At 69.3% G+C, this 26,487-nt stretch carries 29 protein-coding genes and 1 riboswitch; of the genes, 8 read left to right on the top strand and 21 right to left on the bottom strand.

Features of this window, described 5'->3' with window-relative positions:
• Positions 1–26: 26 nt before the first annotated feature.
• A complete protein-coding gene (locus tag nbrcactino_RS01655) occupies positions 27–542 on the bottom strand; it encodes a hypothetical protein (RefSeq protein WP_161925787.1) in 516 nt (171 codons plus the stop codon).
• Complete coding sequence (gene serS, locus nbrcactino_RS01650) at positions 539–1,795, bottom strand: serine--tRNA ligase (protein WP_161925786.1); 1,257 nt, start codon at positions 1,793–1,795, stop codon at positions 539–541. The genes nbrcactino_RS01655 and serS overlap by 4 nt, the downstream gene beginning before the upstream one ends.
• Positions 1,796–1,841: 46 nt before the next feature.
• Here serS and nbrcactino_RS01645 point away from each other — a divergent pair, with 46 nt between their 5' ends.
• Together nbrcactino_RS01645 and nbrcactino_RS01640 are read left to right on the top strand one after the other, a co-directional pair.
• Positions 1,842–3,023: a septum formation family protein gene (locus nbrcactino_RS01645; protein ID WP_228460615.1), complete on the top strand. Its 1,182-nt coding sequence runs from the start codon at positions 1,842–1,844 to the stop codon at positions 3,021–3,023.
• A gap of 1 nt (position 3,024) precedes the next feature.
• Positions 3,025–3,369: a metallopeptidase family protein gene (locus tag nbrcactino_RS01640; protein WP_161925784.1), complete on the top strand. Its 345-nt coding sequence runs from the start codon at positions 3,025–3,027 to the stop codon at positions 3,367–3,369.
• A 6-nt stretch (positions 3,370–3,375) separates the two neighbouring features.
• Here the strand turns inward: nbrcactino_RS01640 and nbrcactino_RS01635 are convergent, their stop codons facing one another.
• The gene (locus tag nbrcactino_RS01635) at positions 3,376–4,050 is read right to left on the bottom strand and encodes a histidine phosphatase family protein (RefSeq protein WP_161925783.1); all 675 of its coding nucleotides are present in this window, start codon (positions 4,048–4,050) and stop codon (positions 3,376–3,378) included.
• Complete coding sequence (gene pheA, locus nbrcactino_RS01630) at positions 4,050–5,006, bottom strand: prephenate dehydratase (protein ID WP_161925782.1); 957 nt, start codon at positions 5,004–5,006, stop codon at positions 4,050–4,052. Before pheA ends, nbrcactino_RS01635 begins: the two co-directional genes overlap by 1 nt.
• A 19-nt stretch (positions 5,007–5,025) precedes the next feature.
• Positions 5,026–5,101: riboswitch (Fluoride riboswitch) on the top strand.
• Positions 5,102–5,128: 27 nt separating this feature from the next.
• On the opposite strand from pheA, the gene nbrcactino_RS01625 reads away from it, so the two are divergent.
• Positions 5,129–5,596 carry a fluoride efflux transporter FluC gene (locus nbrcactino_RS01625; protein WP_161925781.1) on the top strand — a complete coding sequence of 156 codons (468 nt, stop codon included), beginning with the start codon at positions 5,129–5,131 and terminating at the stop codon, positions 5,594–5,596.
• Positions 5,593–5,973 (top strand): fluoride efflux transporter FluC, encoded by a 381-nt coding sequence (locus tag nbrcactino_RS01620; protein WP_161925780.1) that lies wholly within the window; start codon positions 5,593–5,595, stop codon positions 5,971–5,973. Before nbrcactino_RS01625 ends, nbrcactino_RS01620 begins: the two co-directional genes overlap by 4 nt.
• Before the next feature lie 7 nt (positions 5,974–5,980).
• Here nbrcactino_RS01620 and nbrcactino_RS01615 read toward each other — a convergent pair whose 3' ends face one another.
• The 4 genes from nbrcactino_RS01615 to nbrcactino_RS01600 all read right to left on the bottom strand — a co-directional run bounded on the left by nbrcactino_RS01615 (position 5,981) and on the right by nbrcactino_RS01600 (position 8,948).
• Positions 5,981–6,754: a CPBP family intramembrane glutamic endopeptidase gene (locus tag nbrcactino_RS01615; protein WP_161925779.1), complete on the bottom strand. Its 774-nt coding sequence runs from the start codon at positions 6,752–6,754 to the stop codon at positions 5,981–5,983.
• A gap of 33 nt (positions 6,755–6,787) precedes the next feature.
• Positions 6,788–7,453 carry a DUF4873 domain-containing protein gene (locus nbrcactino_RS01610; protein ID WP_161925778.1) on the bottom strand — a complete coding sequence of 222 codons (666 nt, stop codon included), beginning with the start codon at positions 7,451–7,453 and terminating at the stop codon, positions 6,788–6,790.
• Entirely contained in the window at positions 7,450–8,355 is a 906-nt protein-coding gene (locus nbrcactino_RS01605; RefSeq protein ID WP_161925777.1) for an AurF N-oxygenase family protein, read from the bottom strand. The genes nbrcactino_RS01610 and nbrcactino_RS01605 overlap by 4 nt, the downstream gene beginning before the upstream one ends.
• 371 nt (positions 8,356–8,726) lie before the next feature.
• Positions 8,727–8,948, bottom strand: coding sequence for a hypothetical protein (locus nbrcactino_RS01600; protein ID WP_161925776.1), 222 nt, complete (start codon positions 8,946–8,948; stop codon positions 8,727–8,729).
• Between nbrcactino_RS01600 and nbrcactino_RS01595 the strand changes: the two genes are divergently transcribed.
• Positions 8,935–9,885 carry an LCP family protein gene (locus nbrcactino_RS01595; protein WP_228460614.1) on the top strand — a complete coding sequence of 317 codons (951 nt, stop codon included), beginning with the start codon at positions 8,935–8,937 and terminating at the stop codon, positions 9,883–9,885. The two genes, nbrcactino_RS01600 and nbrcactino_RS01595, sit on opposite strands and share 14 nt — an antisense overlap.
• A 6-nt stretch (positions 9,886–9,891) precedes the next feature.
• Here nbrcactino_RS01595 and nbrcactino_RS01590 read toward each other — a convergent pair whose 3' ends face one another.
• The 11 genes from nbrcactino_RS01590 to msrA all read right to left on the bottom strand — a co-directional run bounded on the left by nbrcactino_RS01590 (position 9,892) and on the right by msrA (position 21,367).
• Positions 9,892–10,428 (bottom strand): ferritin, encoded by a 537-nt coding sequence (locus tag nbrcactino_RS01590; RefSeq protein ID WP_161925775.1) that lies wholly within the window; start codon positions 10,426–10,428, stop codon positions 9,892–9,894.
• Positions 10,429–10,452: 24 nt separating this feature from the next.
• The gene (locus nbrcactino_RS01585; RefSeq protein ID WP_161925774.1) at positions 10,453–11,439 is read right to left on the bottom strand and encodes a DUF5926 family protein; all 987 of its coding nucleotides are present in this window, start codon (positions 11,437–11,439) and stop codon (positions 10,453–10,455) included.
• A 361-nt stretch (positions 11,440–11,800) separates the two neighbouring features.
• A complete protein-coding gene (locus nbrcactino_RS01580; protein ID WP_161925773.1) occupies positions 11,801–12,826 on the bottom strand; it encodes a DUF2804 domain-containing protein in 1,026 nt (341 codons plus the stop codon).
• A 3-nt stretch (positions 12,827–12,829) separates the two neighbouring features.
• Entirely contained in the window at positions 12,830–13,612 is a 783-nt protein-coding gene (locus nbrcactino_RS01575) for a glycerophosphodiester phosphodiesterase (RefSeq protein ID WP_161925772.1), read from the bottom strand.
• Positions 13,609–14,661: a DUF4328 domain-containing protein gene (locus tag nbrcactino_RS01570; RefSeq protein WP_161925771.1), complete on the bottom strand. Its 1,053-nt coding sequence runs from the start codon at positions 14,659–14,661 to the stop codon at positions 13,609–13,611. Before nbrcactino_RS01570 ends, nbrcactino_RS01575 begins: the two co-directional genes overlap by 4 nt.
• Positions 14,658–14,987, bottom strand: a complete 330-nt coding sequence (locus nbrcactino_RS01565; protein ID WP_161925770.1) for a rhodanese-like domain-containing protein — start codon at positions 14,985–14,987, stop codon at positions 14,658–14,660. Before nbrcactino_RS01565 ends, nbrcactino_RS01570 begins: the two co-directional genes overlap by 4 nt.
• A gap of 339 nt (positions 14,988–15,326) precedes the next feature.
• Positions 15,327–15,974, bottom strand: coding sequence for a TetR/AcrR family transcriptional regulator (locus tag nbrcactino_RS01560; RefSeq protein ID WP_228460613.1), 648 nt, complete (start codon positions 15,972–15,974; stop codon positions 15,327–15,329).
• A gap of 9 nt (positions 15,975–15,983) precedes the next feature.
• On the bottom strand, positions 15,984–17,741 hold the full coding sequence (locus tag nbrcactino_RS01555) for an ABC transporter ATP-binding protein (RefSeq protein ID WP_161925769.1): 1,758 nt from the start codon (positions 17,739–17,741) through the stop codon (positions 15,984–15,986).
• Positions 17,738–19,519, bottom strand: coding sequence for an ABC transporter ATP-binding protein (locus nbrcactino_RS01550; RefSeq protein ID WP_161925768.1), 1,782 nt, complete (start codon positions 19,517–19,519; stop codon positions 17,738–17,740). Before nbrcactino_RS01550 ends, nbrcactino_RS01555 begins: the two co-directional genes overlap by 4 nt.
• A 109-nt stretch (positions 19,520–19,628) precedes the next feature.
• Positions 19,629–20,696, bottom strand: coding sequence for a winged helix DNA-binding domain-containing protein (locus nbrcactino_RS01545; protein ID WP_161925767.1), 1,068 nt, complete (start codon positions 20,694–20,696; stop codon positions 19,629–19,631).
• Complete coding sequence (msrA, locus tag nbrcactino_RS01540; RefSeq protein WP_161925766.1) at positions 20,693–21,367, bottom strand: peptide-methionine (S)-S-oxide reductase MsrA; 675 nt, start codon at positions 21,365–21,367, stop codon at positions 20,693–20,695. Before msrA ends, nbrcactino_RS01545 begins: the two co-directional genes overlap by 4 nt.
• A gap of 212 nt (positions 21,368–21,579) precedes the next feature.
• On the opposite strand from msrA, the gene nbrcactino_RS18320 reads away from it, so the two are divergent.
• Both nbrcactino_RS18320 and nbrcactino_RS01535 read left to right on the top strand, forming a co-directional pair.
• Positions 21,580–21,711 carry a hypothetical protein gene (locus nbrcactino_RS18320; protein ID WP_267130391.1) on the top strand — a complete coding sequence of 44 codons (132 nt, stop codon included), beginning with the start codon at positions 21,580–21,582 and terminating at the stop codon, positions 21,709–21,711.
• 98 nt (positions 21,712–21,809) lie between these two features.
• Positions 21,810–22,439 (top strand): superoxide dismutase, encoded by a 630-nt coding sequence (locus nbrcactino_RS01535; RefSeq protein ID WP_161925765.1) that lies wholly within the window; start codon positions 21,810–21,812, stop codon positions 22,437–22,439.
• A gap of 72 nt (positions 22,440–22,511) precedes the next feature.
• On the opposite strand, the gene nbrcactino_RS01530 is transcribed toward nbrcactino_RS01535, so the two are convergent.
• Positions 22,512–23,270 (bottom strand): energy-coupling factor transporter transmembrane component T family protein, encoded by a 759-nt coding sequence (locus nbrcactino_RS01530; protein WP_161925764.1) that lies wholly within the window; start codon positions 23,268–23,270, stop codon positions 22,512–22,514.
• Positions 23,267–25,372: an ATP-binding cassette domain-containing protein gene (locus nbrcactino_RS01525; RefSeq protein ID WP_161925763.1), complete on the bottom strand. Its 2,106-nt coding sequence runs from the start codon at positions 25,370–25,372 to the stop codon at positions 23,267–23,269. The genes nbrcactino_RS01530 and nbrcactino_RS01525 overlap by 4 nt, the downstream gene beginning before the upstream one ends.
• Before the next feature lie 209 nt (positions 25,373–25,581).
• Between nbrcactino_RS01525 and nbrcactino_RS01520 the strand changes: the two genes are divergently transcribed.
• Positions 25,582–26,472, top strand: coding sequence for a formate/nitrite transporter family protein (locus nbrcactino_RS01520; protein WP_161925762.1), 891 nt, complete (start codon positions 25,582–25,584; stop codon positions 26,470–26,472).
• Positions 26,473–26,487 lie beyond the last annotated feature (15 nt).

The following is a 26,487-nucleotide window of genomic DNA, read 5'->3' as shown; positions in this document are numbered from 1 at the left end:
TTGGAAGTTCGATCGCACCGCCCGGATCAGCTGAGGTGGTCGGCCTTGACCGTGGCACGCCATGCGAACAACGCCGCCGCAGCGGTCACGACGAGCCACAAGAGGACTCCGACAAGAGTTGGCAGCACCAGGACGTCGCGCCCGCCGACAACGGTTCCGGCGCCGGCGAACTCGCCGAGTTCAGTCAGCGCGTTGCCGTACAGCAGGCTCGGCACCGCGATGATCACGACGACGAGCACGGCCACCACGGTCGAGAGCCCGGCGAGCCCGAGGTAGAGCCACCGTTTGATGGCGGCGGCCACACCGGTCGCGAACAGCTCGAACCCGAGAACGGTGAGGGCCTCGATGACCACGACGATCACCGCCCACCCGAGCGGCTGGATCGACGGCGTGACGCCGACGTCGTCGCCGTAGTAGAAACCCAACCCGGCCCAGCTCATCGGCAGGCCGCGATCGGACAGCGAGACCCACGGCAGCAGGGCAAGCGCACCCGCGATCAAGGCCGCGACGGCAGCCAGCACCGCGAGTACGCGGGGCTTCACCGTTTCGGCTCCAGCACCTCGACGCCGACCGAGGCCGCCAGCTCCGGCGGCAGGACCACCGAGCCGTCGGGCTGCTGGTGGTTCTCCAGAATGGCGACGATCCAGCGCGTCGTGGCCAACGTCCCGTTGAGCGTCGCGGCGGTCTGCGGCTTGCCATTCTCGTCGCGGTAGCGGATCGACAACCGGCGCGCCTGGTAGGTGGTGCAGTTCGACGTCGACGTGAGCTCGCGGTAGGTGTTCTGGGTGGGAACCCAAGCCTCGCAATCGAACTTGCGAGCCGCCGAGCTGCCCAGGTCACCGCCGGCGATATCGATGACACGGTAGGGCACGTCGATGGCGTCGAGCATCTCGCGCTCCCAGCCGAGCAGCTTCTGGTGCTCGGCCTCGGCCTCCTCGGGACGGCAGTAGATGAAGCCCTCGACCTTGTCGAACTGGTGCACGCGGATGATGCCCCGAGTGTCCTTGCCGTAGCTGCCCGCTTCGCGGCGAAAGCAGCTCGACCATCCGGCATAGCGCTTGGGCCCGCTGGACAGATCCAGGATCTCGTTGCTGTGGTAGCCGGCCAACGGCACTTCCGACGTGCCGACGAGGTACAGGTCGTCCTCGGCTAGGTGGTAGACCTCGTCGGCGTGAGCGCCGAGGAATCCGGTGCCGCCCATGATCTCGGGCCGCACCAGGACCGGCGGGATCATCAGCTCGAACCCGTTGGCCACCGCCTTGCGCGCCGCGAGGTTGAGCAGCCCGAGCTGCAGCAGCGCGCCGTTGCCGGTGAGGAAGTAGAACCGCGACCCGGAAACCTTGGCGCCGCGCTCCATATCGATGAGGCCCAGCGACTCGCCGAGTTCCAGGTGGTCCTTCGGATTCTCGATCGCCCGGGGCTCGCCCACCGTCTCCAGCAAAACGAAGTCATCCTCGCCGCCCGCCGGCGCACCGGCGACGATGTTGGAGATCGCGCGCTGCACGGTCTCAGCCTCCGCCTCGGCCTCGTTCTGCGCGGCCACGGCAGCCTTCACCTTGTCGGCGAGCTCCTTGCCGCGGGCCAGGAGCTGATCCCGCTCCTCGCCGGATGCCTTGCCGACGAGCTTGCCCAGCGACTTCTGCTCGGATCGGAGGTTGTCGGCCTCCACGATCGCCGCGCGGCGTCGGCCGTCGGCGTCCAGTGCCCGGTCGACGAGCTCGGGGTCTTCGCCCCGGATACGCTGCGATTCGCGGACCAGGTCGGGATCATCGCGAAGAGTCTTGAGGTCGATCACCTCCCAGAGCCTACCCATGCGCCGTCAAACGGGCATTATGGAGGGGATGAGTTCCGACGACGAGATCCCGACGCCAGACCCCCTGGCCTCCCAGTCACCCGACGATGCGGTCGACGATGCTTCCGACGACGCCGCAACCGACGACGCCGCACCGTCCCGGTTCGCGCACTGGCGTACCGCGCTGGTCACCCATCCCCTGCGCGTCGTCCTCGCCGCCGGGGTGGTCGGGACAGTGGCCATCGCCACCACGGCCTACGCCTCCGACCTGATCAGCGACTCCGGTCGATTCGGCGGGACGAAGATCGGCGTCGGCGAGCGCGTCGCCGAGGATGCCTTCACCCAGTCGGCCCCCGGTGACTGCCTGCAGTGGGACGAGGGCAAGCCCGGCTCCCCGCGCAAGGTCGCCTGCACCGAGCCCCACCGCTTCGAGGTGGCCGCCGCCGTCGACGGTCGCATCCTGCCCGGCGGCGAGTTCTCCGCCGACGCCGCCTGGCCCGGCGCGGAACGATTCGCCGTCATCCGCTCCGAGCAGTGCCCGGTCCTGGTCACCAACTACCTCGACGGACGGTTCGACCCCCAGGGACGATTCGTCGCCAGCCTGGTCTACCCGTCGGAAGCCCAGTGGGAACGCGGCCAGCGCGAGCTGCGCTGCGGGCTCATCCAGCAGGGCCTGGGCGGAACCGAGATGGAGTTCACCGGGCGCGTCGCCGATCTGGACCAGTCCCAGCAGTGGGCGCCGGGTACCTGCATCGGCATCAACCCGCAGACCCGCCAACCGACTTATCCGGTCAGCTGCGCCGAACCGCATGCGTTCCAGACGACCGGCGTGATCGACATGTCGTCGCGATTCGGCGCCCGCACCTCCGGCAAACCGTGGCCGGGCGTGGAGGCCCAGAACAAGTTCCTCACCCCGATCTGCCCCGTCCAGGCTCACCGATTCATGGGCGGCAAGCAGAAGTTCGACAAGACGACGCTGAACATCCAGTGGTCGACGGTGTCGGAGATCGGTTGGCTCGCCGGCAGCCGCAAAGCGGTCTGCTACATGGGACTGCCGCACAAGGGCGGGTTTGCGACCCTGGTCGGCGATGCGCGCTCGCAGCTCTTGATCAACGGCAAGATCCCCACCCCGCCGCCGGCCGCTCCCCCGGGCCGCGCCCTGCCCACCCCGGTCCCGCTGCCGCCGGGCCTCGCCCCGAACCCGGCCGAAGTCCCGGCCCCCGCGGGCTGACATGCGGATCAGCCACCGGGAGTTCGAAACGTTGGTGTCCGACGCCCTCGACGAGATTCCCGAGGAACTGACGCGAGCCATGTCGAACGTCGTCATCCTCGTCGAACCCGCGCATCCGGAAAGCCCGCACATCCTCGGCCTCTACGAGGGAATCGCGCTCACCGAACGGACCAGCGAGTACGGCGGTTACCTCCCGGACACGATCACGATCTACCGCGACTCGATCCTGGCGATCTGCGCCACCCCCGAGGAGGTGCGCGAACAGGTCCGGATCACCGTGATCCACGAGGTCGCCCACCACTTCGGCATCGACGACCAGTGGTTGCACGACCACGGCTGGGCCTGACCGGGCTCAGCCCATCGCGCTCTGGTCGCCCTCGGTGTCGTCGGTATCGAACGGCGCGACGCGGCTGCCCCACCGATGGGCATGCCACTCGACATCGTCTCCCGGCGTGTAGCTGAGTTCGACCACGCCGGTGTTGGACAGATGGTTGCTGACCGCGAAGCCCGGATCGATGCTCGCCAACCGGGCCGCGACGAGCCGGATCGCCGCACCGTGGCTGACGACGAAAACGTCGCGTGCCTCCGGGCCGACGAGAAACTTCGCGGCGATCGCGTCGATGGCCGGCACGTACCTCGCTAGGACGTCGTCAAGCGATTCGCCGCCCGGCAACCGCTCTGACGTCTCGCCATGGTGCCAGCGCTCGACCACCGTGCTGAACGCCTCGTATGCCGGCCGGTCGTTGCGGTCCTCGAGATCGCCGACCTGGACCTCATACAGCCCGTCGACGACCTCGGGGTCCACACCCCAAATCCCGCCGACCACCTCGGCCGTCTGCTGCGCACGACGTGCCACCGAACTGACCAACGTCAACGGCGCCTCGGCGGCCACCATGTTGTCGAGCGCGAATCGAGCCGCCTGCCGCACCCCGAAATCGGTGAGCGCGGCACCCGGCAGCGCCGTGTCGAGGCGGTTCATGACGTTCGACGTGGTCTCGCCGTGACGGACCAGGTACAGCCGGGCCATTAGGCGCCCTCCTCGGATTCGGTCCCGCGCAGACGCGCGAACCAGGCTTCACTCGGACCGTGATCGGGCGGCGGGGCCCCGCCCTGACCATCGACCGTCCACGATCCCAGGAAGACCAGCCGCTCCACGCCTCGGTACAACGCGCGCAGCGCCTCGCCGATCGCGGCGTCGTCGATGTGGCCGACCGCGTCGATGAAGAACCGGTAGTCCACGCCGGTCGGGTTGTGATTGCGCCGCGGACGCGACTCGATCCGCGTCAGGTCGATGCCGCGGCCGGCGAATTCGTCGAGCACGGCGAGCAGCGAACCCGGCCGGTTGGCGAGTTCGACGATGACCGAGGTGCGGTCGTTGCCGGTGCGCGCCGGCACCGGACCGGGCCGCCCGAGCAACACGAATCGCGTGGCGGCCCCGTCGCTGTCGGCGAGGTTCTCGGCCAACACGTGCAACCCGTTCGCCGCCGCGGCGACCGGCGTGGTGACCGCGGCATCGGCCTTCCCCGCCGCCACCTCACTCGCGGCGGCCGAGTTCGACGACGCCATCACGAAGGCGGCGTTGGGGAAACGCGCCGCGACACCGTCGCGCACCTGCGCCTCGGCGACCGGGTAGGCGGCGATCGTCGCCACCTCGTCGGGCTCGAGCGCACGGGCGGCGCCGATGGTGAAGGCGATGTCGAGCACCGTCTCGGCAAAAATCTGGACCGCGTCGGCGTCGGAGTCCGGGACCAGCGCATCCATCGTCGCGGGCACCGACCCCTCCAACGAGCTTTCGACGGGGACGCAGCCGTACTGGGCGTCACCGCGTCGCACCGCCTGGATCACGTTCGTCGGACTGGAGACCGGCAACAGCGTCACCGCGTCGGCGACACCGGCCAGTGGACCCGCCCCGGTATCGACGAGTCGGTTGGCCGCCATCTCGGTAAAGGTTCCGGCTGGGCCGAAGTAGGCGATCACGGGCACGCTGCCAGGTTAGCCGTATACTGGCCGCGGCGATGGATCTCGCCGGGGTGCCCGACACCCGAACCGCCGCATCGGCTGATAGTTCCTGGTTGTTGACCCGACCCTGCCGACAAGGAACCTCGATGCCCCACCTTCCCCCGGTCCTGCGCGACCCCTCAGCGTTGGCGCTGGTCTTCATCGGCGGCACCGCCGGTACCACCCTGCGACTACTCCTCGAAGAGTGGTTCCCCGCCCAACCCGGCCGATGGCCGACGACGACCTTCGCCATCAACCTCGTCGGCGCCCTGGTGCTCGCCGCACTGTTGGAGTACCTGGCGTCGTCGTCGCGGGTCGACGAGGAGGTGGGCCGACGCATCCGGCTGTTCGGCGGCACGGGCATCTGCGGTGGTTTCACCACCTACAGCACCTTCTCCGACGAGCAGGTCCTCCTCATCCGCGACGGCCACCTCCCGCTGGCGCTGACCTACGGGACCGCCACGCTGATCTTCGGCGCGATCGGGACCGTCATCGGGCTCCTCGTCGGCGCCCACCTCGCCGGACGCGGCGAGCCCACCGAACCCGACGTCGTCGACCCGGACACCGCCCCGTGAGCACCTGGGCGGTCGCGGCCTGCGCGGCCGGCGGCGCGGGGGCAGTGCTCCGCTACGCCATCGACGCCACGGTCAAGGCGCGGGTGCGCACCGATCTGCCGATCGCGACCATCGCCATCAACGTCGTCGGGTCGGCGCTACTGGGGTTCTTCACCGGGCTGGTGACTTTCGGGGCGCCCGGCACACTCACCCTGGTCCTGGGTACCGGGTTTTGCGGCGGCTTCACGACGTTCAGCACGGCCAGCTTCGAAACCGTCGCGCTCGCGCGACGCGGCGAGCACGTCCTGGCCCTGGTGACCGCGGCGGGCACGTGGATTGCCGCGCTGGCGGCCTGCGGTGTGGGCTTCGCCGTCTCCTGGTTCCTCGTCGGCCGCTGAGCCGGGGCTACCGCCGGACCTGGCCGATGCCGAGCCGGTCGCCGAGGAACAGGAACCCGACGAAGGCGACGACGTCGATCACCGCGTGCGCGATGACCAACGGCCACAGCCGATCGGTCCGCTGGTAAAACCGCCCGAACACCAGCCCCATCACCACATTGCCCAGCCCACCGCCGATGCCCTGGTACAGGTGGTACGACCCGCGCAGCAGCGCGCTACACGCCAGCGCGGAGACGTCGCGCATCCCCAACTGGCGCAGGCGGACCAGGAAGTAGGCCACCACGACGACCTCCTCGGCCACCGCGTTGCCTATCGCGATGGCGATGAGGACCGGGGCCTGCCACCACGGGCCGGCCTCGCTGGGGACCAGCGCGGCATTCATGCCCAGCAGGTGCGCGCCGATCACCAACGCCAACCCGGGCAGGCCGATCAGGGCCGCCAGCCCGACGCCGAGCGGGATGTCGCCCCGTCCGGGACGACGGGTGATGCCCACGCTCGACAGGCGGATCCCGCTGCGCCACAAGAGATATCCCGCAAGGGCGGCCATGCCCAGCAGCCGCACCACCGACAGTGACTGCCGGGTGAAGTCGATCCACCCGATCTCCGAGCGCGACGGGTTGAGGGCCACGGTCGTCTGCCCGATGCCGCCGGTGAGCTGGGCCTCGACGAGTGACAGGATCGCGAGCACCCCGGACATCGCAAACGTCAGGGTGCCGACGATCGCCAATTCGATCCACAGGGCTCGGCGCTGGGCCGGGTCGGTGACCGGATCGATGTTCACGCAACGATCCTCCACCGAATCACGCGGGTATCGCTACTCCGCGAGCCAGGGCGGCGGGCCGATACCGGTCATCCGCACCCAGCCGAACTGGGTGATCTCGGCGAGTTTTGCCGAAACGGCCGGGCCGTCGCCGACGGCGACCTCGACGCGTTTGATCCCGGCCTCGAACGCCGCGGGCGCCTGGTCGCCGTGCAGCAGACCGGCCCAGTGGTAGCGGCCGTCGTTCCCGTCGACGTGGCCGCGGGCCCGCAGCCGCGCGGTGAACTCCGGCCCGTCGGCGATGATGCGGACCTGGCCGTCGAACACCTCTGCCTCAACGGTTTCGTCGGTGGTCCAGTCGTAGTCGGTCGGGTTGAACCGGGCCAGTGGATCCGCTGCGCGCCACCACCGGCGCCGGTGCCGCACCGCCCGGTTGTGCTGCACGGGCGGGCGGACGCGCACCCCGTGGGCGCCGGCGAGATGGGCCTCGGTCAGCGCCGCGACGACATAGTCCACCGACTCGTCACGGCAGTAGAAGCGGTTGGGCGTCTGCTCGGCCGCCACGGTCAGGTAGTTCGACGGCGGTGCCGCCTCATCGGTCACGATGAGATCGGCCCGCGCCTCGTCGTCGACGATCTCAAACGGGATCCGCGAGCCCTCCATCCGACGGCGGGCCGCACCGATGGCCGCCGACGAGCCGATCAGCGCAATCGTTGTCACGGCAGGAAACCCGCACGGCGCCAGAGGAACTCGCCGACCGGCCCCATGAGGTCGGCCTGCCGGAGGAAGGCCGACAGCGGGGCGAAGGCCCGGACCGTGACGTTGTGGAACTCGGGATTGCGCCGGGCCATCCGGGCCGCCCGACGCGGGTCGGCAATCCCCGCGCGCCGATACATCTCCGGGTTGGTGAACAGCCTACGAAAGGCCGGCCCACCCAATCCGTGCAGATTCGCCGCGGCCAACGTCTCCCACTTGGATCGCACGGCCTTGCGCCGCATCACCCCGTCGCGCGCAAACCCGATGTGCCGCGCCTCCTCGGTGACGTGGATCTGCATCAGCCGCGCCACGATGGGCTGCAGCTGCGGATCGTTGCGCATCTCGCGCTGCAGCGCGTCGAACAGTTCCTCGCCCACCAGTGTCACCACCCAGAGCAGGGTGCCGCGCATGACCACGGGCAGCGAGTACATCACCGCCCGCTCCCACGGCCGCATCATGTAGGGCCGGGCACCGCTGCGCTCGATGACCTTGCCGAACATCGTCATGTGCCGACACTCGTCGCCCATCTCGGTGAGCTCGTAGTGCGACGTCGACGCCGCCGGGTCCTCGCGCATCAGCCGGATCAGCAGGGCGCGGTTGAGCAGGTTTTCAAACCAGATGCCGACGGACAGGACGTTGGCCATTTCCTGTCGCGACAGTTCGATGCGCTGCTCCTCGGTCATCGAATTCCACAGCGTCGTCCCGTACAGCGAGACGACCTTGGGCGGGAGGAAGTATTTGCCCTCCTCGAGCGGCATCTCCCAGTCGAGTTCGACGACGGGATCAAACGATCGAGCCGATGAGCCTTTGAGCAGGCGGTTCGCTATCGCGACGCGACCGTCGACGTCATATTCCACCGTTGTCATAGTGCCCTCCTTGTGACCTACAACACTATTGTCGGACGGATTTGTTGTCAATGCTCACTGTCACAGTCCCCAGTGGCGGCACAGCTCAGGAACTCTTCAGCGGCGATGCGTAGATTTGTCCGAGTGAATGACCCGCGGGAGCAGCCGAATCTGCGGGGCCGACGCCAAGAGCAGGACCGGCAAAACGGGGCACCACCGCCCCGCCGGACCGCGCCCGCAGGCCCGGTCCCGCCATCCGCTGCTGCCCGCCCGCCCCACCGCGGCCCGATTCCGCCGCCACCACCGAGGCGCAACCCGGCCCCCGTCCAGCGCAGCGCCCCGCCACCATCGACACCGCCGCCACCACCCCCGCGGCGCGGCGAGCCGCCGCGTTACGAACCACCGCAGGCCTGGTCGACGGCACCGTCCAAGTACGCGCCGACGCAGACGCCCGAACCGATCCCCGAGGCCGGCCGGCGGTCGAATCCACCGGCGCCGGCGCCGGGATCGTCGACGAAAGCACCCAGCGGACGACCGGCGCAGCGGACCCGGCCGAAGCCGAAGGATCGCCAACCGCGCAAGCGCCGCCGCCTCGTGTCGGTGCGCGGCGTCATCAGCGTCGCCCTCATCGCCCTCGTCGCGGCCATCATCGCCGCGGCCGTCGGGTTGGTCTATTTCGACGGCAAGCTGCACCGGGTCAACGCCCTCTCCTTCGCCGGCCGGATCGCGCCGACGCCGGGGTCCAACTGGCTCGTCGTCGGGACCGACTCCCGCGACGGGCTGACCGCTGCCGAGCGCAAGAGACTTTCCACCGGCCCGGACGAGGGCGGTGCGCGCACCGACACGATCATGCTCATCTCCACCCCGACCAGTGGGAAGACGGCGATCATCTCGATCCCGCGCGACCTCTACGTCGAGATCCCCGACGGATGGGGCAGCCACAAGATCAACGCCGCGTTCAACATGGGCGGACCGCAACTGCTGGTGCGCACGGTGGAGTCGGTCACCGGCGTCCACATCGACCACTACGCGGAGATCGGGTTCGGCGGCTTCGCCAAGGTCGTCGACTCGGTCGGCGGTATCCACGTCTGCCTGAAGCAGTCGCTGCGCGACCCCAAGGCCGGCCTCCGCCTGAAGGCGGGCTGTCAGGACATCAACGGCCGCCAAGCGTTGGCGCTGGTCCGCAGCCGCGACTTCCCCAACGCCGACCTGCAGCGCGTGGTCAACCAGCGCAAGGTCTTCGCGGCGCTGATGGCCAAGGCGACCAGTCCCGGCGTGTTGCTCAACCCGTTCCGCGTCATCCCATTCGCCAACGGCATCGTCGACGCGTTGACCGTCGACAACGACGACCGCTCCTGGCACCTGGCCGCACTGGCGTGGTCGCTGCGCAGCTCCCCGACGATGGTCACGGTGCCGACGGGCGGCTCGGTGTGGAGCCAGGACGGCGACTCGTTGGCCGTCGACTCCGACACCGAGGCCTTCTTCGCCCGGTTGGCCCGCGGTCAGTCGGTCACCGCGGATACCGACGCCGACGGATCGTCGATCGGCTGAGTCCGGCTAGAGGTTGCCGCCGGCGGCCGCGGGGGCGGCCACGTCTTGGGCGGTCGTGCCGTTGACCTCGCGCTCGACGAAGGACTCCACGTCGAAGACGTTGCCCTTGGCGCGCTCGGCGATGGTGAGCAGCGTCGTCATCGTCGCCACCTCTTCCACCTGTTCCTTGAGGAACCACTGCATGAACTGCTCACCGAGGTAGTCGCCGTCGTCCCGCGCAACGCGGGCCAGGTTCACGATCTGCTCGGTGACCTCCTGCTCCTGCTCGAGCGCCAACTTGATGGGCTCGATGAAGTCGCCGAAGGAATTCCGCGGGGATTCGACGCCGGGGATCTCGACGGCCTGGCCCCGGTCGAGGAAGTACTGGACGATCATCATCGCGTGGTTGCGCTCTTCCACCGCCTGCTCGTAGAAGTGCTGCGCCAGTTGGGGCATGTCCTCGTTGTCGTAGTAGACCGCGATCGCCGTGTATTGCTGACTCGCCGCAAACTCGTTGGTGATCTGGTCGGCCAGCAACTGCTGAAACTTCGTCCGTTCCGTCATCTCAGTAATCGTAGGAGGCCAGCGCTAGATTCGCAGCGTCACCTGTCGGGTGCGGATACCCGCGCGCGACCGCCGCTGCTCGGCGGTCAACTCCGACGTGTCGGCGATGGCCTCGGTGAGCCGGGCGTCGAACTGGTCGAGCCCGTCGTACCACTCGTCGGCATGCTTGTCGATGTCGAGGTCGAAGACCGGCGCCAGCAGCCCGTGGGTGCGGAACGACCCGGCGAACCGAGACCCTTCGCCCAGCGTCAAATGCCCGGCCGCGTGCAGCCGCGCCAGCGCCGACATGATCTGGTCCTCATCCTCGGGACGCACCCACCGCAGGTGGGCGCGATCGCCCGCGTCGACCCACCACGGCGCCCCGACTCCGCTCTTCGGGGTCAGCCGCGTGGTCGGCAGGATCGTCTCAGCCGCCCGCGACAGCATCTCCTGGACCGCCGGGTCGAGCTTGGCGCCCGGCGCGTACCACCAGGAGAAGTCCTCGTGGACGGTGATGTCGAGCGCCGCCCCGACGTCGAGGAGGTCGTCGAGAGTCTTGTCGGTCGCACCGCCGGGGAACGCCTCGTCGGTCGTGGCGTGGGCGGCCCAGTCGACCGCGGCGGTGAACTCGGCGCGGATGTCGGCCGGCTCCGGATCGATCTGCAGGCCGGCAAAGCCCTCGCGGGCCCCCTTGCCGTCGCGCACGATGGCGCCGACGGCACCGGGCAGCACGGTCCCCACGTTGACGTGGTTGCGCACCCCCTTGCCCTGCAGCGACGGACCGGGATCGTCGTCGGGCACCACCGATTTCAGTTCCGGTTCGGGCGGACCCTCCTCGCGCAACGCCAGGCGTGCGGTCGCCGACGCGACGAAGGCCCGCATCGCGACGAGGTCGCACTCGGCGGCCAGGCCGTCAAACGGCCGCTTGGGTACGGCGGCCGCCGCCGCCTGGCGCGCCGTGCGCTCGGCGATCCGCTCGGCTCGGTTGCTCCCGGGTCGCGGTCCGCTGCCGCGCTTGCTCTTCTTGCCCATGCCCCAACCTTTTCACACCCGGCCGCCAGAGGTTCGTTCTTGTCGGCAGCGATGCCGCCTGGCATCATTTCTGACTACATTCGTTTTCGGATCGGGGGATCTGTGTGAATCACTGGACGACCATCCGCTTTCCCTGGCGCCGGGGTTCCCAACCGGCCGGCGAATCGGTGTGGATCACCGCGTCGCGACTATCCTTCGACTCACTGGCGACACTGACTGCGTCGGGGCCAGATTCGGGCCGTGCCGGGTGACCGGGACCGAGACGGGCTGGGCCGCAACGCAACTCGACCTCGCCGAGTGCTGGGAGACCGCAGTGGCGCGCCTCGACCCGGCGCGCTAACGCCAGCGCCAGCACGAACGGTCACCAGCGCGAGCGCGACTCCTCGGCAAACCCGAGAATCTGGTCGATGACGATCCGGCGCCCGTCGTCGGCGGTGAGATGCCCGCTCCACCGGCCGAACACCTGGTGCACCTCGGTGGCCAGCACCACCGCCTTGATCGCCGAATGGCGGTCGTAGTCGGGGACCAGGGTCACGTCCAGACTGCCGTCGGGGTGGGTGACCCGCCACGGCCGCATCGGATCGGACCAGTCGTATTCCCACCGCAATTCGGCGCCGATCTTGGTGGCCCGTCCGTCGACGATCACCGCGTTCTCGGTGAAACCTGTTCCCTCGGTCCACTTTCCGCCGAACTGGAGTCCGACCACCGAACCGTCGGCCACCCCGCAGCCCGAACCCCAATTCCACCGGGTCGAGTACGGCCACCGGCCGCGGCCGACGTCCAACACCCCCCACGCCTGCCCGTGCTCGCCGCCGAAGGACCATTCCCGATCGCCGACGATCAGGCTCCCGCGGGCCGGGCGGGCCTGGTGCTTGGACGTGTACTGGAAGATGCGCTCATCCCACGGGATGACCACGTTGCACGATTCCTGTCCCGGCGGGAGGTCGACGCGGGCGGTGAACCGGGCGGGCTGGCCGTCCTCGGTCCACGATGCGGTCAGCGTGGTGCCGGTCTCGTCGTCGACGATGTCCATCGACGACGACCGGCCGCGGTGCCAGAGCGGCGCGGTCCCCGGGCGATCGGGCAGTTCAATCCCGCGGGCCGCGGGGATCGGCGCCTGGTGGCCGCCCTCGACGCCGCGGGCTCGGTCGACCCACCACACGTCGGCCAATCCGAGATAGCCGATGTCGGCATAGGTGAGGGCAACGGCGATGTCATCGGTGAGGATCGCCCAGTAGTCCCACTTCTTGGTCCGCAGCCGGCGTCCGCGCAAGTTGGCCTCGTGCAACGGTACGCGCGACCACCCGCGCGCCTGCGGGTTCAGCCGGACCCCGTCGGGCAGGCACAGCGACACCGGCGAGGTGATCTCTGGTTCGTCGGTCGCCATCGGTCAGACCGTGACCAGCCAGTCCCGCACGTCGGCCGGGTGGTTCGTGGCGATCCACCGCACCCCGATCTCGGCGCACATGGCAACGTCGCGCTGCTCGTCGACCGTCCAACAGTAGGTGACCCGCCCGGCCGCTGCCGCCTTGTCGACGAGTTCGGGATGAAGCCGCAGGGTTTGAACCGACGGGCCGATCCCGGTGGCACCGACGGCCGTTGCCGCACTCCCGCCCAGGACCCGGGCGGTGTCGCCGAGCAGGATCGTCGGCAGCATCGGCGCGTGCCGCCGGATCCGCCACACCCCCGACGACGAGAACGAGATCACCACCGCCCGACTGTGATCGGCCGACGGCGGGGTCGCGACGCCGAACCGGCGCAGCATCTCCAACAGCTTCACCTCGACGAGGCTGCCGAACCGCACGGGGTGCTTGGTCTCGATGAACAGCCGGACCGGTCGGCGCCAATCGAGGGTCAGGGTCAGCAGTTCGTCCAGGGTCAACACCGACGCGGGCTTGCCGCCGTGCCAACTGCCGAAGTCGTGCTCGCGCAACTGCGCCAACGACATCTCACTGACCGGGCCGGTCCCGTCCGAGGTCCGGTCGATGGTCCGGTCGTGGATGCACACCAACTCGCCGTCGGCGGTCAGCCGAATATCGCATTCGAGTCCGTCGGCCCCCTGCGACAACGCCAGTTCGTAGGCGGCCAGCGTGTGTTCCGGGGCTTGCCCCGAGGCGCCGCGGTGCGCGACCACGGCCGGCTTCCCGGACCGGGACACGCGCGCGGCAGTCATGCGTTGACCCAGCGCCGACGCCGCGTGCCGGTTGCAGCGGCCTCGGTCGGCGAGAAGACGCGGATCAGCCGCGGCACCATCCACCAGGCGAACGCCGCCGACACGAGGGCCGAAACGATGGTCCACACCATGGCGTCGCCTTGGGTCTGCAGGCTGCCGCTGCGATCGCCGGCCCATCGGGTGACAATCGCGACGACGGCGAACGCGTTCGCCAGTGCCCACGCGATCGCGATCTTGCGCAACTCGACGGTTGCCCGCGACCCGGACACCCGGGAGTCCACCAAGGCGGCCTCGCGGACGACGAACGGCGCGGTCACCACGTTGACCAGCGGTACCACCGAACACGCCCACAGCAGCCACCGGGGACGCGGATCCAGCCGGTGCTCGTGGCGATAGCCGAGCGCGCGCATGGCGAGCACCCAGGCGCCGAAGTGGTAGAGCGCGTAGAGCGCCACGCCCACCGCGGCCAGGCCGGCCACGATCACCAGCGACGAGGTGATGATGTCGAGCCACCCGGGGATCAGGTTGTCGCGGCCGAGGACGGCGATGAAGTAGCGGAGCAGGTGCAGGAAGGCCGCGGCCACCAACACGAAGGCGCTGTTCCGGGCCGCGCGATGCAGCTTGATCGATTCGGCGCGGGCCTGCTCCTCGACGGGGATGGCCATCCACGTGGCCGGCAGGTCCTGCAACCCCCAGGTCGGGATGCTCGAATACCGTGGCGTCGGCCGCGCGGCACCCGAGGATGTCCGGCGCGGTTTCGGCCGGGCCTCGGGTGGGCGCTGCGCGACCCATCGGACCTTCGCGGGTGTCCGGCGGCGCGTCGGGAAGCCTCGCTGCTGCTGCCCGGGTCCCGGGCGCGGTGCCGCCCCCGGGGGGTGCGCGGTAAAGGCTTGCGGCCGCTCGGCCAGTGCCTGTGCCACCCGATCCGGGGACACGACGACGAGCACGCCGTTGCACCGCGGGCAGCGGGTTCGGCCGGCCCGGTGAGGGGCCTGGATGCGGCAGTTCCGGCAGAGGTCGACCAAGCGCGAGCCAGAAGGCTGGGTCATCCCTCGTCCCCCGTCACGACGGGTTTGCCGCCGGCCTCCCAGGCGACCATTCCGCCTTCGACGATGATTCCCTCGCGGCCCACGTGCTCGAAGTATTCGAGCATGCGGAACGAGCGGCCGCTGGTGCGGCAGATGACATAGAGGTCGACGTCCGGGTCGATCTCGTCGATCCGCTCCGGTACCTGGCCCAGCGGGATGTGGAGCGCACCTCGGATGTGGCCCTCCTGCCATTCGTCGGGCTCGCGGATATCGAGCAGTAGGCGGTCGGTCTCGTTGGTGAAGTCGTCGGGGAGTTCGGTCACCGGCACCTGTTCGAATGCGGGCATGACTCCATCGTGGCACACCCCACCGATATGGGGGACGTCAACGTCAACCCTTCAACCGGCGGGGTGCCCTAGATATCCACAGGTCATCCGGATAACTGTGGGTTACCCCCATCCGACAGCACCATCGGCTCTACGGGAGAGTGAATACCCGATTTCACTTAGTCATCTAATCGGATTCCATTGTGAGCAGCGTCACTTGATTGCCCACCCCATGGCAAACTTCCAGCACCATTGCGCACCACGCGCGCGAAGTTTTGTTCAATCCCACAAACCGCACAACGCCTGTGGATAACTTGTGGAAAAGGTGGCGCGGCGGCGGCGAATCGGAATCCGCGCGGGTCAGAGCGCCGGCCAGTCGCGCTCGAGGCCCTTGATGATGAAGCCGACCTTCACGTCCACCGTGCCGCGCTCGGCCCAAGAATCATCCGGCTGCATCAGCGCACCGTCGGCGAGGGCGTCGCGAACCCGGTCCCACCCCGTCGCACCGTCGGCGTCCACGACGCGCATCGCGACGATCCCCATGTGGGACGCGATCACCGTGTCGCCGAGGAAGTCCAAGGCGAACATCGCCTGGGCCGTACTCCGCCCCGACCGCTCGATGGCCGCCGAATAGGCGGCGAGTACGTGCTGGATCCGGGTGAAGGCGGTCGGAAGCGCGTAGAGCAACCGGCTCAATCCGGGAAAGTCCTCGCACACCCGCCAACACTCGTCGGCCCACAGCTGCAGCACCGAGGCCCAGTCGTCGTCGCGACCGGGGAGGCGCAGCGTGGCCGCCGCGGTGTCCAGGCAGGCGACGACCAGGTCGTCGCGCGACGGGAACAACCGGTAGATCGCGCCGGTGACGACCCCGATCCGATCGGCGACGGCCGACATCGTGAACGTGTCGATGCCTTCGGCCAACGCCGCGGCCACGACGTCATCGGCGTCGAAGCCCGGCTTGCGGCCGGACTTCTTGGCACCGCGGACCCCACCGGAAGACACATGCACGTGTCCACATTAGTTCGTGAGCTGCCACCCCTGTGCGCTGTGCAGCCGGTCCCAGAACCGGGCGTAGGTGCCGCCGGCCGCGCGCAACTCGTCATGGGTGCCCACCGCCTCGACTCCCCCATCGCTGTCCAGGGAGACGATCCGATCCGCCTTGGCGATCGTGTCGAGCCGGTGCGCGATGATCATCACAGTCGACCGTTCCCGCAACGTCTCCACCGCGGCGACGATATGCGCCTCGTTCTCCACGTCGAGCGCCGACGTCGCCTCGTCGAGCAACACGATCGGCGCCTGCTTCAGCAGCGCCCGCGCGATGGCGACGCGCTGCCGCTCGCCGCCTGACAGCGCGCGGCCGCCCTCACCCACCGGGGTGTCCCACCCCTGGGGCAACCGCTGGGCGATCTCGTTGACCCCGGCGAGTTCGGCCGCGGCGAGCACCTCGGTGGCCGACGCGCCGTCCCGGCCGATGGCGATGTTGGCCGCGAGCGTGTCGTCGAAGAGGTAGACGTCCTGGAACACCATGGACAGTTGCCCCATCAGCTGCTCGGTGCGCTGCTGGGTGACCGGTACGCCCCCCACGCTCACGACTCCGGCGTCGACGTCGTAGAACCGGCTCACGAGCTTCGCGATCGTCGTCTTGCCGCTGCCCGACGGCCCGACCAGCGCGATCATCGACCCTGCGGGCACGGTCACCGAGACATCGCGCAGCACCGGGTCGGCGCCGGGCGCGTAGGCGAAGGTGACGTCGCGCAGCTCGACGGTGCCCGGCGCGGTCAACTCGGCGTCCTGCGCCGGTTCGGGGAGCGGCTGCGCGGTGATGACCTCGTCGAGGGCGTCGAGCAACGGTCGCCGCGACTCCAGCGCCATCGCACTCTCGGTGATCGCCGACAGCGTCGAGGTGAACCGCAGTGCCAGACCGATGAACGCCAGCGCCGGGATCGGCTCCAGCGACCCGGACACCGCCAGCGATCCGGCGACGGTGATCAGCGCGACGATGACCGCCTGGGTCACCATGCCGCTCAACAACATTCCGGCCGTCTCCAACCACATCGCCCGGTGCTTGGCGGCGCGCGTCGCCTCCAACGCGTCCGCCAGCGGGGTGAAGTCTTCCGACCGCCCGCAGGAACGCAGCGCGCCCTGGCACTGCGAGAACTCGACGATGCGGTCGGCGAGGATGACCTCCTCCGGCTCGTGGATGGCCCGCCCCTTGCGCATGAACCCGGTGGATACCAGGGTGATCACGACGAAGACCGGAGCGGCGACGGTGAGTACCAGGCCCAGCAGCGGGTTCCAGCACCAGGCGGCGACCACGATGACGATCGCGGCGGAGATCCGGGCGACCAGCGGGCCGATCATGTGGGCGAAGATCTCGCCGGCCTGCATCAGCTCGGTGGACACCATCCGCGACAGCCGCCCGGCCACCGGTCGGGCGAACCATCCCAACGGCTGCTTGGCCACCTGGTCGCCGACGATGCGGTGGATGCTGTAGAGGAAGTCCAGGGCGACCGCATAGGTCCGTTGGCTCTGCCAGTAGTTGAGCCCGTAACTGGCGAGCGCGAGCACGGCGAAGACGACCACCCAGCCCCAGACCCCCATGCCCCACGCCGCCTCGTCGGCGGCCAGCGAGCTGATCGCCGGCAGCAGCGCGGCCAGGGCCAGCCCCTCGACGAGGCCGGTGGCCATCGCGATGAGCAGTGCGGGGTTGATGGCCTCGGGTTGGGAGACCATTCGCCGCAAGCGCGGCACGACGTCGATCAAAGGCAGGTTCATCGTCGGTCTCCTCGTGCGTCGATGGCGGCGCCGGCCGACTGCCACAGGCGGGCGTAGCCGGGTTCGTCAGACAGTGATTCGTGGGTGCCGGTCGCCACGACGCGGCCGGATTCGATCAGGACGATCTGGTGCACGCCCTTGATGACCTCGGGACGGTGGCCGATGAGCAGGACCGTGCGGCCGCGGGCCAGCTCGGACAGCGCCTGTTGGATCTGGTGCTGCGATTCCGGGTCGGTCAGCGCGGTCGCCTCGTCGAGAATCAGGATCGGCGCGTCGACGAGCAGCGCCCGGGCGATGGCGATCCGCTGGGCCTGGCCGCCGGACAGTCCGGTGTCGCTGCCGTAGACGGTGTCGAATCCGGCTGGCAGCGCCTCGATCTCGTCGAGCACTCGGGCGGCCCGGGCCGCGTGGCGGATCTGCTCGTCGGTGGCGTCGGGTCGGCCCAGGGTGATGTTGTCGCGGATGCTGATACCCAGCAGTTGCGGATCCTGCAGCACGAAGCCGACGTGGGAATACAGGTCGCGCACTCTGGACACCGGCACCCCGCCGATCGTGATGGACCCCGACTGCGGGTCGTCGAACCGCGCCAGCAGCGTGGCAATGGTCGACTTGCCCGACCCGGACGGTCCGACCAGCGCGGTCACCGTCCCCTCGCGGAGGGTGAAACCGACGCCGTCGAGGGCGAGGGCGGTCTGTGACCCGTAGGCGTAACTGACGTCGTCGAACACCACCTCGTGCGACTCGGGGGTTTGTGCCGCCCCGTCGTCGGGCAGCACCGGGGTGTTCAACAGCGCGACGATGCGGCCCGCCGACGCCCCGGCCATCTGCTTGGACCACATGGCGTTCATCAGCGTCTCGATGCCGTATGGGATGAGCAGGGCGATGAGCGAGGTCGCCAACACGTCGGCGGCGGTCACCGACCCGCGGTGCACCAGCCACGCGCCCCCGCCGATGTTGATCAGCAGGACCAGCGGCACGGCCAACAGCGACATCCCCAGCCCACTCACGCGGATGAGCGGACGGACCCAGTCGTAGTAAAAGTCCTGGAACTCGTCGGCGGATTCCTGATAGGCGCGGTGGGCGCGGCCGACGCGGCCGAAGGCCTTCACCACCGAGATGCCCGTGACGAATTCGACCATCCGCGCCGACACCGTCGACAGCCGCTGGTCCATCTCGACGGTCTTCTCGCCCATCCCGCGCATGCTGATGCTCATCGCCGCGATGTAGAGCGGCAGCGTGGCGATCGCGAGCAGACCCAGCCGCCAGTCGACGATGAAGGCGTAGACCATCAATGCCAGCGGCATGACGACGGCGTTGGTGCCGTCGACCGGCTGGTGGGCGATGAGGTGGTGCACGGTGCCGATGTCGTCCTGCAGCGCCTTGCGGACCCGACCCGAGTTGGTGGCCGTGAACCACGCCAACGGGACGCGGGCCATCCGCTCGACCATGCGCTCGCGCACGTGGTGGCCGAACCGGATATCGGCGAAGTGGGTGATGAGCAGAGCGACGAGGTAGATGCCGAGCCGCACGGCGAAGGTGGTCACGAGGATACGGATCCACCGGCGGACCTCGTCGCCGTCGACGGCGGTCCCGGTGCCGGCGGCGGCCAGCAACACGTCGCCGATGTGGACCAGCGCGATATACGGGACGACCGCGAGGATGGCCGACGCCACCGCGAGGATCCGCCCGATGGTCAGCGACGCCGCGACCGGGCGCATCAAGTCCTTCAACGCCTTCGCGTCGGCGCGCTGCTGTGCTTTCGTGTCCGCGGTCGTCATGGCCGAAGATGCCCCGATCTGCATAAGTTAGGGTAACCAAACCCATTTATGAACGGGCTTCACATTAACCGGCGCGAGGCGGCCCCGCAAGGGGTGTGGGTGCCCGGATTCAGCCCGCGAGGAAGGCGCTGAGCATCTGCGCCTGCTCGTCGACGTCGCGGCGCTGCGCCGGTGAGACGTCGGCGAAGAGTTCCACCGCCACCGCCGTGCCGTCGGACTTCCAGGTGCCGGCCAGTCGTCCGTCGACGAGGACGAAGCCGGGGCTGCGCCCGTTGGGCGTGACGGTCCGCGCAAACTGCTCGGGGTCGGCGACACGGATGCGGTCACCCGGCGCCTGGGCGACGAGGATGTGGTCGAAGGGTGCGATCAGCCGGGCCGGCGCCGGCTCGTCGCCATCGGCGATCGGCAGGCCGTCGAGGTCGTAGAGCACCTCGCCGCCGGGACCGTCGATCCGGTTGAGTTCCCAGTCGTCGACCATCGCCTGTACCAACGGCCCCAGGCCGGTGAGCCCGGCCCAGGTCTGGATGCCCGCGACGCTGGCCGGCCCGAAGCCGCGCAGGTACATCCGGATCAGGTCGCGCTTCGCCTCGTCGCCGGTAACGGCCGGTTCGCCCGGCCCGATCCACTCGTCGATCAGGGCGTACGCCGGCTCGCCGGTCCCCTTGGCCGCCCACGTGCCGCGCGGCGGCACCTGGACGAGGTGCAGTCCGGCGCGGACCACCGCCATCAGATCGGCTGCCGGCGCCCCGGGCCAGCGCCGCGCCAGACGATCGCGCAGCTCCCGCGAGCCGAGGCCGTCGCCGGCCAGCGCCTCGCGGGCCGTATCGACCACCTCTCTCGGATCGACGTCGGCGGGCAGCCGGTGATTGGTCCGGGTGGCCGCCTCGATCCGCGGCTGGGCCAACGCCCGCATCCAGCGGGCGTCGAGGGCATCCATGGCGAGCAGCGTTCCGCGCAACACCACCGACCGCACGATCTCCCGCTCGCGCAGGAGCTCGTCGTAGTCCGCCGGGTCGAATCCCTCGATGCGCGACCACAGCGCGACGAACGGCGGCCGGGGGTCTTGCGCCTGCAAGCCGACACAGCGGTCGACGACCTCGATGACGTCCTCGTCAATCCGCTCCAGCAGATGCTGTCGAGCAAGGAGTGTCCGGTTCCACTGCTCGAGGGTGATCACGACGCGAAGGTCACTCCGGTGGCCGCGTGACAGCGGTAGCCGTGGGGATTCTTCGCCAGATATTGCTGGTGATAGTCCTCGGCGTAGTAGAAGCGGCCGTCGCCGGCATCGGACAACTCGGCGATCTCCGTGGCGATGGAGCCGTATCCGGCCGCGGTCAACGCCGGCTGGAACTTCTCGGCGACCTCGCGGGCGAGCCGGGCGTCATCGGCCGAACAGGTGAACACCGCCGACCGGTACTGCGTCCCGATGTCGTTGCCCTGGCGCATGTCCTGCGTCGGGTCGTGGGTTTCAAAGAAGGCCCGCAGCAGGGTTTCCAGATCGGTCTGATCCTCGTCGAACACGACGAGCACGGCTTCGGTGTGCCCGGTCCGCGCCGTGCAGACCTCCTCGTAGGTCGGATTGGGCGTGAATCCGCCCGCGTAGCCGACGGCGGTGGTGTACACCCCCGGCAGCTGCCAACAGATCTCCTCGACCCCCCAAAAGCATCCACCACCGAGGACGACCGCGCGCCGGCCCGGCCCCCAGTCGCACAGCCCGCCGCCCGGAGAGACCATCGGCGTACCCAAAACGATGTTGGCCGCGGCCACCGGCATCGGGGCCGGGCGTCCGGGCAGCGCCTCGGATGCGTCGACCATCACCTGCTTCGTGCGTGAGAAACCCCAGGACATGGCATCGATCCTACGCGTCGCACGCCGGTGGCGACGGTCGACGACCGGCCCCGCACGCCCCCGAGTTGAATCGACTCGCCGACGCTGTTTATGATGTGAATCACATACCGACTGTGATGCAGTTCACCTCACCTGGTCGACGGGATTCCCCGCGACAGGGAATCCGGGTGACTGCCCGAGCGGGGGAGAACGAAAGGGTGGAGGCACGCACCATGACGACGATGCAGCACGCGACCAAGCTGCCGTCTGAGGGCAGTCCCACTTACAACGTGTCGAGCAGTTGCCTGTGGACCCTGGCGACGATCGCGCCGCTCGTCGTCCTCCTGCTGCTGCTCGCCTTCTAACCTCCCCCGAGACGGGCGTCGTGCTGACGCCTCCCCGCTCGGGGGATACGGTGGGTGTGTCCATCCGAAACACCACCGCGAACGCGAAGGGAAGACCTGTGGCTGAATACACCCTGCCCGATCTCGACTACGACTACGGCGCCTTGGAGCCCCACATCTCGGGCCGCATCATGGAGCTTCACCACAGCAAGCACCACGCGACCTACGTGAAGGGCGCCAACACCGCGCTGGAGAAGCTGGACGCCGCCCGCGAGGACGGCACCATCGCCGACAAGGTGTACGGCCTGTCCGCCAACCTGTCCTTCCACCTCGGTGGCCACACCAACCACTCGATCTTCTGGAAGAACCTCTCGCCCAACGGCGGCGGCGAGCCGACCGGCGATCTGGCCGAGGCCATCGGCACCGACTTCGGCGGCTTCGACAAGTTCAAGGCCCACTTCACCGCGGCCGCCACGACGCTGCAGGGTTCCGGCTGGGCCATCCTCGGCTACGACACGATCGGCCAGCGCCTGGTCATTGAGCAGCTCACCGACCAGAGCGGCAACACCAGTGCCGGCCTGATCCCGGTCGTCATGCTCGACATGTGGGAGCACGCCTTCTACCTCGACTACCAGAACGTCAAGCCGGACTACGTCAAGGCTTGGTGGAACGTGGTCAACTGGGCCGACGCCGGCGAGCGCTACGACCGCGCCCGCACCCAGGGTGCCGGGCTGATCGTCCCCGCCTGATCTGCTCGAACGCACAGCGCCCGCCCGGGGCATCGACTCCGGGCGGGCGCTGTCGTTTGGTGTCGGTCGGGGCTACATCGCGCCGGTGATCAGGAACGACCCGGCGATGGCGACGGCCAGGACCACCGCCATGATTCCCAGGGCGATGTAGTCGATCCGCCCGGGCCGCGCGGCGTCGGCGGTCAGTCGGCCGGTGCCGCCGCGGGCGGTGATCGCCTCCCCCATCTCCGCCGACCGACGCAGGGCCGAGGACAGCGCGGCGACCACCATGTCCACCAGCGTCAGCTGGGCCGCGGGGTGGCCGGCATTCGACGGGGCGTGCGGCCGCAGTCGGTGCACCGCACGCAGCGTGAGCAACTCGTCGACCATCAGCGGCAACGACCGCAGGCACAGCGCGATCACCACCGCCCATTCGTCGACGGGAAGACGCAACCAGCGCAGCGGCCGCATGAGGGTGGCGATGGCCGGGGCGATCTGCGCCGCCGGGGTGGTCCAGACGACGAGGACCGACACCGCGATGACGAGCAGGCCCAGCAACACGCCGCGCGCGGTGACCAGGCCGCCGGAGACTCCCGCGACCAAGGTGGACAACCCGACACTGGCCGCCGCCAGCGCCCACAACCACCACGGCGGCTTGGGCACCGCACCCAGCGGGATCCCGGCGAGCAACGCCACCCCGACCACGACGACGGCGACCATGCCGAGCGCGGGCCACGACGGCAGCACCCACATCAGGATTCCGATCATGCCAATCGCAATGAGTTTGGTTCCCGCCCACAGGCGGTGGATCACCGAATCCCCGGGGATCTCGCGCAGCGGTAACCCGTTCATGACGCCTCCCGCGCAGCCGCGTCGACGAGCACACCGTCGACGAGTTCGACCTGCCGATCGCAGACCTGGGCGATCTCGTCGAGGTCGTGGGAGATGACGATGAGGGTCAGACCGGCGGCCCGCATCCGGCCGAACAGGGCGACGACGTCGGCCCGGGCCTTCGGGTCCAGACCGGCGAGCGGCTCGTCGGCCACGATGACCTGAGGGTGCCCGGCCAGCGCGCCGGCAAGCACGCCGCGCCGCATCTGGCCCCCGGACAGGGCGTCGGTGCTGCGGGCCGCGAACTCCCGCGGCAGCCCCACCTCGTCGAGCAACCGGGACACTTCGGCGGTGCCCACCTCGACGCCACCGGCGGCCTGGATGTCCTCGCCGAGGGTCGGGCGCTGCAACTGCAGTCGTGCGTGTTGGAAGGTCAACTTCACCACGCCGACCTGCTTGTGGATGGGCGAGCCCTCGTAGTCCGCGGTGCCCGACGTCGGTGTGGTGAGTCCGGCGAGGATCCACGCAAGGGTCGACTTGCCCGACCCGTTGCCGCCGACGATGAGCAGCCCCTCACCCCGGTTCACCCGGAGGCTCACCTCGCGCAGCGCCGTCACCTCCCACGGCGTCCCGGCCAGGTAGCGGTGGCTGATCCCGGACAGCTCGATCAGTGTCTCCCCCGGTCGGTGCGGCGAAATCGGGACGACCGGGGCGGCTGCCGGCTCGGTATCGGGTTCGGCCACACCGGCCAGCCACTGCGGCGGGGCCGGGTCGACGCGCCCCTCGCGCAAGTGCACGATTCGGTCGGCAGCGGCGGCCTCGTCGGCCCGGTGGGTGATCAGCACGACGGCGAGCCCGCGGCGAGCAGGCAACGTCGTCAGCACGTCGAGGAGTTCGGCGCGCCCGACGGGGTCCACCATCGAGGTCACCTCGTCGGCGATCAACAGTGCCGGGTCGCGGGCCAGCGCCGCGGCCAGCGCCAACCGCTGCTGCTGACCGCCCGACAGGTCCGCGGTGTCGCGGTCGGCGAGCCCGGTCAGACCGACCTCGGCCAGCAGGGCGTCGACGTCGACCGCCACCCCCTCCGGCAATCCCCACACCACGTCGTCGGCGACCCGTGCGCCGAGCATCTGCGTCTCCGGGCGCTGCAGCACCATCGCCGTCCCACCCGGGCGGCCGAGGCCGGGATCACCCGGGCGCACCACCTCGCCGGTACTCGGGGCGCGGCCGGCGAGGATCTTGGCGACCGTCGACTTGCCGGACCCGTTGGCGCCGACGACGGCGACGAGTTCACCCGGCTCGATTCGGAGGTCGACGTCGACCAGGGCGTCGTCGGAAGCGCCGGGATAACGGAACCCGACCCCGCGCAGGTGCACCGGCAACGGCCCGACCAGGGCATCGTCGGCCAGGTCTCGCCCGGGCTCGTCGAGGCTGTCGGTACTGGGGATCGCGCGCACCCGGTCGATGACCCCGCCGACCAACCACCAGGCGACGAACAGCGAGATCAGCGTGCCCACGGTCCCGGTGGACCACAACCACAGCCACCAGTAGTCGACGATGGCGCCGGTCAGGGCACGCAAGCCGTCGGCGGTCTGCGTGAACACCGCCTCACCGCCGGGCAGCCGTTTGCCGACCTCGTCCAACCCTTTGGCCATCCCGGTGACGGTGTTCTCCAACGACTCCAGCAGGAGCCGTCGCAGCGGGGTGAGGATCCAGAAGACCACCACCGACAACCCGCCCATGATCGGTGCGACCAGCACGGACACCGCCGAAAAGGCGGCCAATCCGCGACCGCGGCGCTTCATCTCACCGACCAACCCGCCGACAACGCCGGCTCCGACGACCGACACCGCCGCCGAGAGTCCGGCGAGCGCGAAGGAGACGCCGGCCGCGGCGACGACGACCGCCACCAACGCCCGGGGCCGGGTGCGTTGCCCGAGGAGGGCCATCGGAACCGGCGCCAACAGCGCCACCGATGTCAGGATCGGCAGGACCTGCGCCACGACGACCGTTGCCACGGACAGCCCGCCGAGCACGGCCGCCAGCGCGACCTCGTGCGGGCGCAGCGGACCCCGGTGGCGGGAACGGGCCGGTTCACCGACTCGGGCTGTGTGCGTGGACATCGCATCCAGTTTGCCTGACCGTGTGTGAGAGGGCGCTGAGTGGGATTGCGCGTGGATGGACGGGCGGCGCACATCCCCGCCTGCGCAGATGTGCGCGGAATGTAACCACCTGGACCTTCACCGAGATTGTCCGGAAACACCGGATTCCTACCTTTGGGCAAATCGTTTCCGCTTGTCCCGCCCTACCCCCGCCCGAGAAGGAATCCACGATGACCTACGTGAAACCCCCCGAACTCGCCGTGTCGCTGATCGACGCCGGCGCGTCGAAAGTCATGATGTCGACCCGGGACACCTTGATCCGTGCCTATATGGCCGGCGCCATGCTGACGCTGGCCGCGGCGTTCGCGGTGAAGATGGCCGTCGACACCGGCGCACCCATCGTGGGTGCACTTCTCTTCCCCATCGGTTTCGTCCTTCTCTACCTGTTGGGCTACGACCTATTGACCGGCGTCTTCGTCCTCGCGCCGCTGGCCTGGCTGGCCAAACGCCCGGGCGTGACCGTCGGTTCGGTCCTGCGCAATTGGGGACTGGTGTTCGTCGGTAACTTCGCCGGCGCCCTCACCGTCGCCCTACTCGTCTCGATCTTCGTGACGTACGGCTTCGACACGACGATCACCGATTCGGGCAACCAATTCGCCGAGTATGGACAGAAACTTGCCGCCATCGGCCATGACCGCACCCTCGGCTACGCCGAGCACGGTGCCGGGGGTTGGCTATCGGTGTTCGTCCGCGGGATGCTCTGCAACTGGATGGTGTCGACCGGCGTCGTCGGCGCGCTCGTCGCCAAGGACGTCGTCGGCAAGATCTTGGTGATGTGGCTCCCGGTCCTGCTGTTCTTCGCGATGGGGTTCGAGCACTCGGTGGTCAACATGTTCCTGTTCCCGGTGGGCATCATGCTCGGCGCAGATTTCGGGTGGAGTGATTACCTGCTGTGGAACGAGGTCCCGACGGTTCTCGGCAACCTCGTCGGCGGGCTGCTGTTCACCGGCGCCGCCATCTACCTGACGCACTACCGAACCCGCCCCAAGCGGACCGGTCGCCAGTCCGAGCAGGAGGGCGAGGCACTCGACCGCGACGAGGATCTCGCCCCCGTCGTCTAGGTCCCCCGTCTAGGT

The organism is Gordonia crocea (assembly GCF_009932435.1).
Classification (GTDB): domain Bacteria; phylum Actinomycetota; class Actinomycetes; order Mycobacteriales; family Mycobacteriaceae; genus Gordonia; species Gordonia crocea.
Note: the sequence above shows the minus strand (reverse complement) of the source record. Positions and strands in the feature narration are given on the sequence as shown.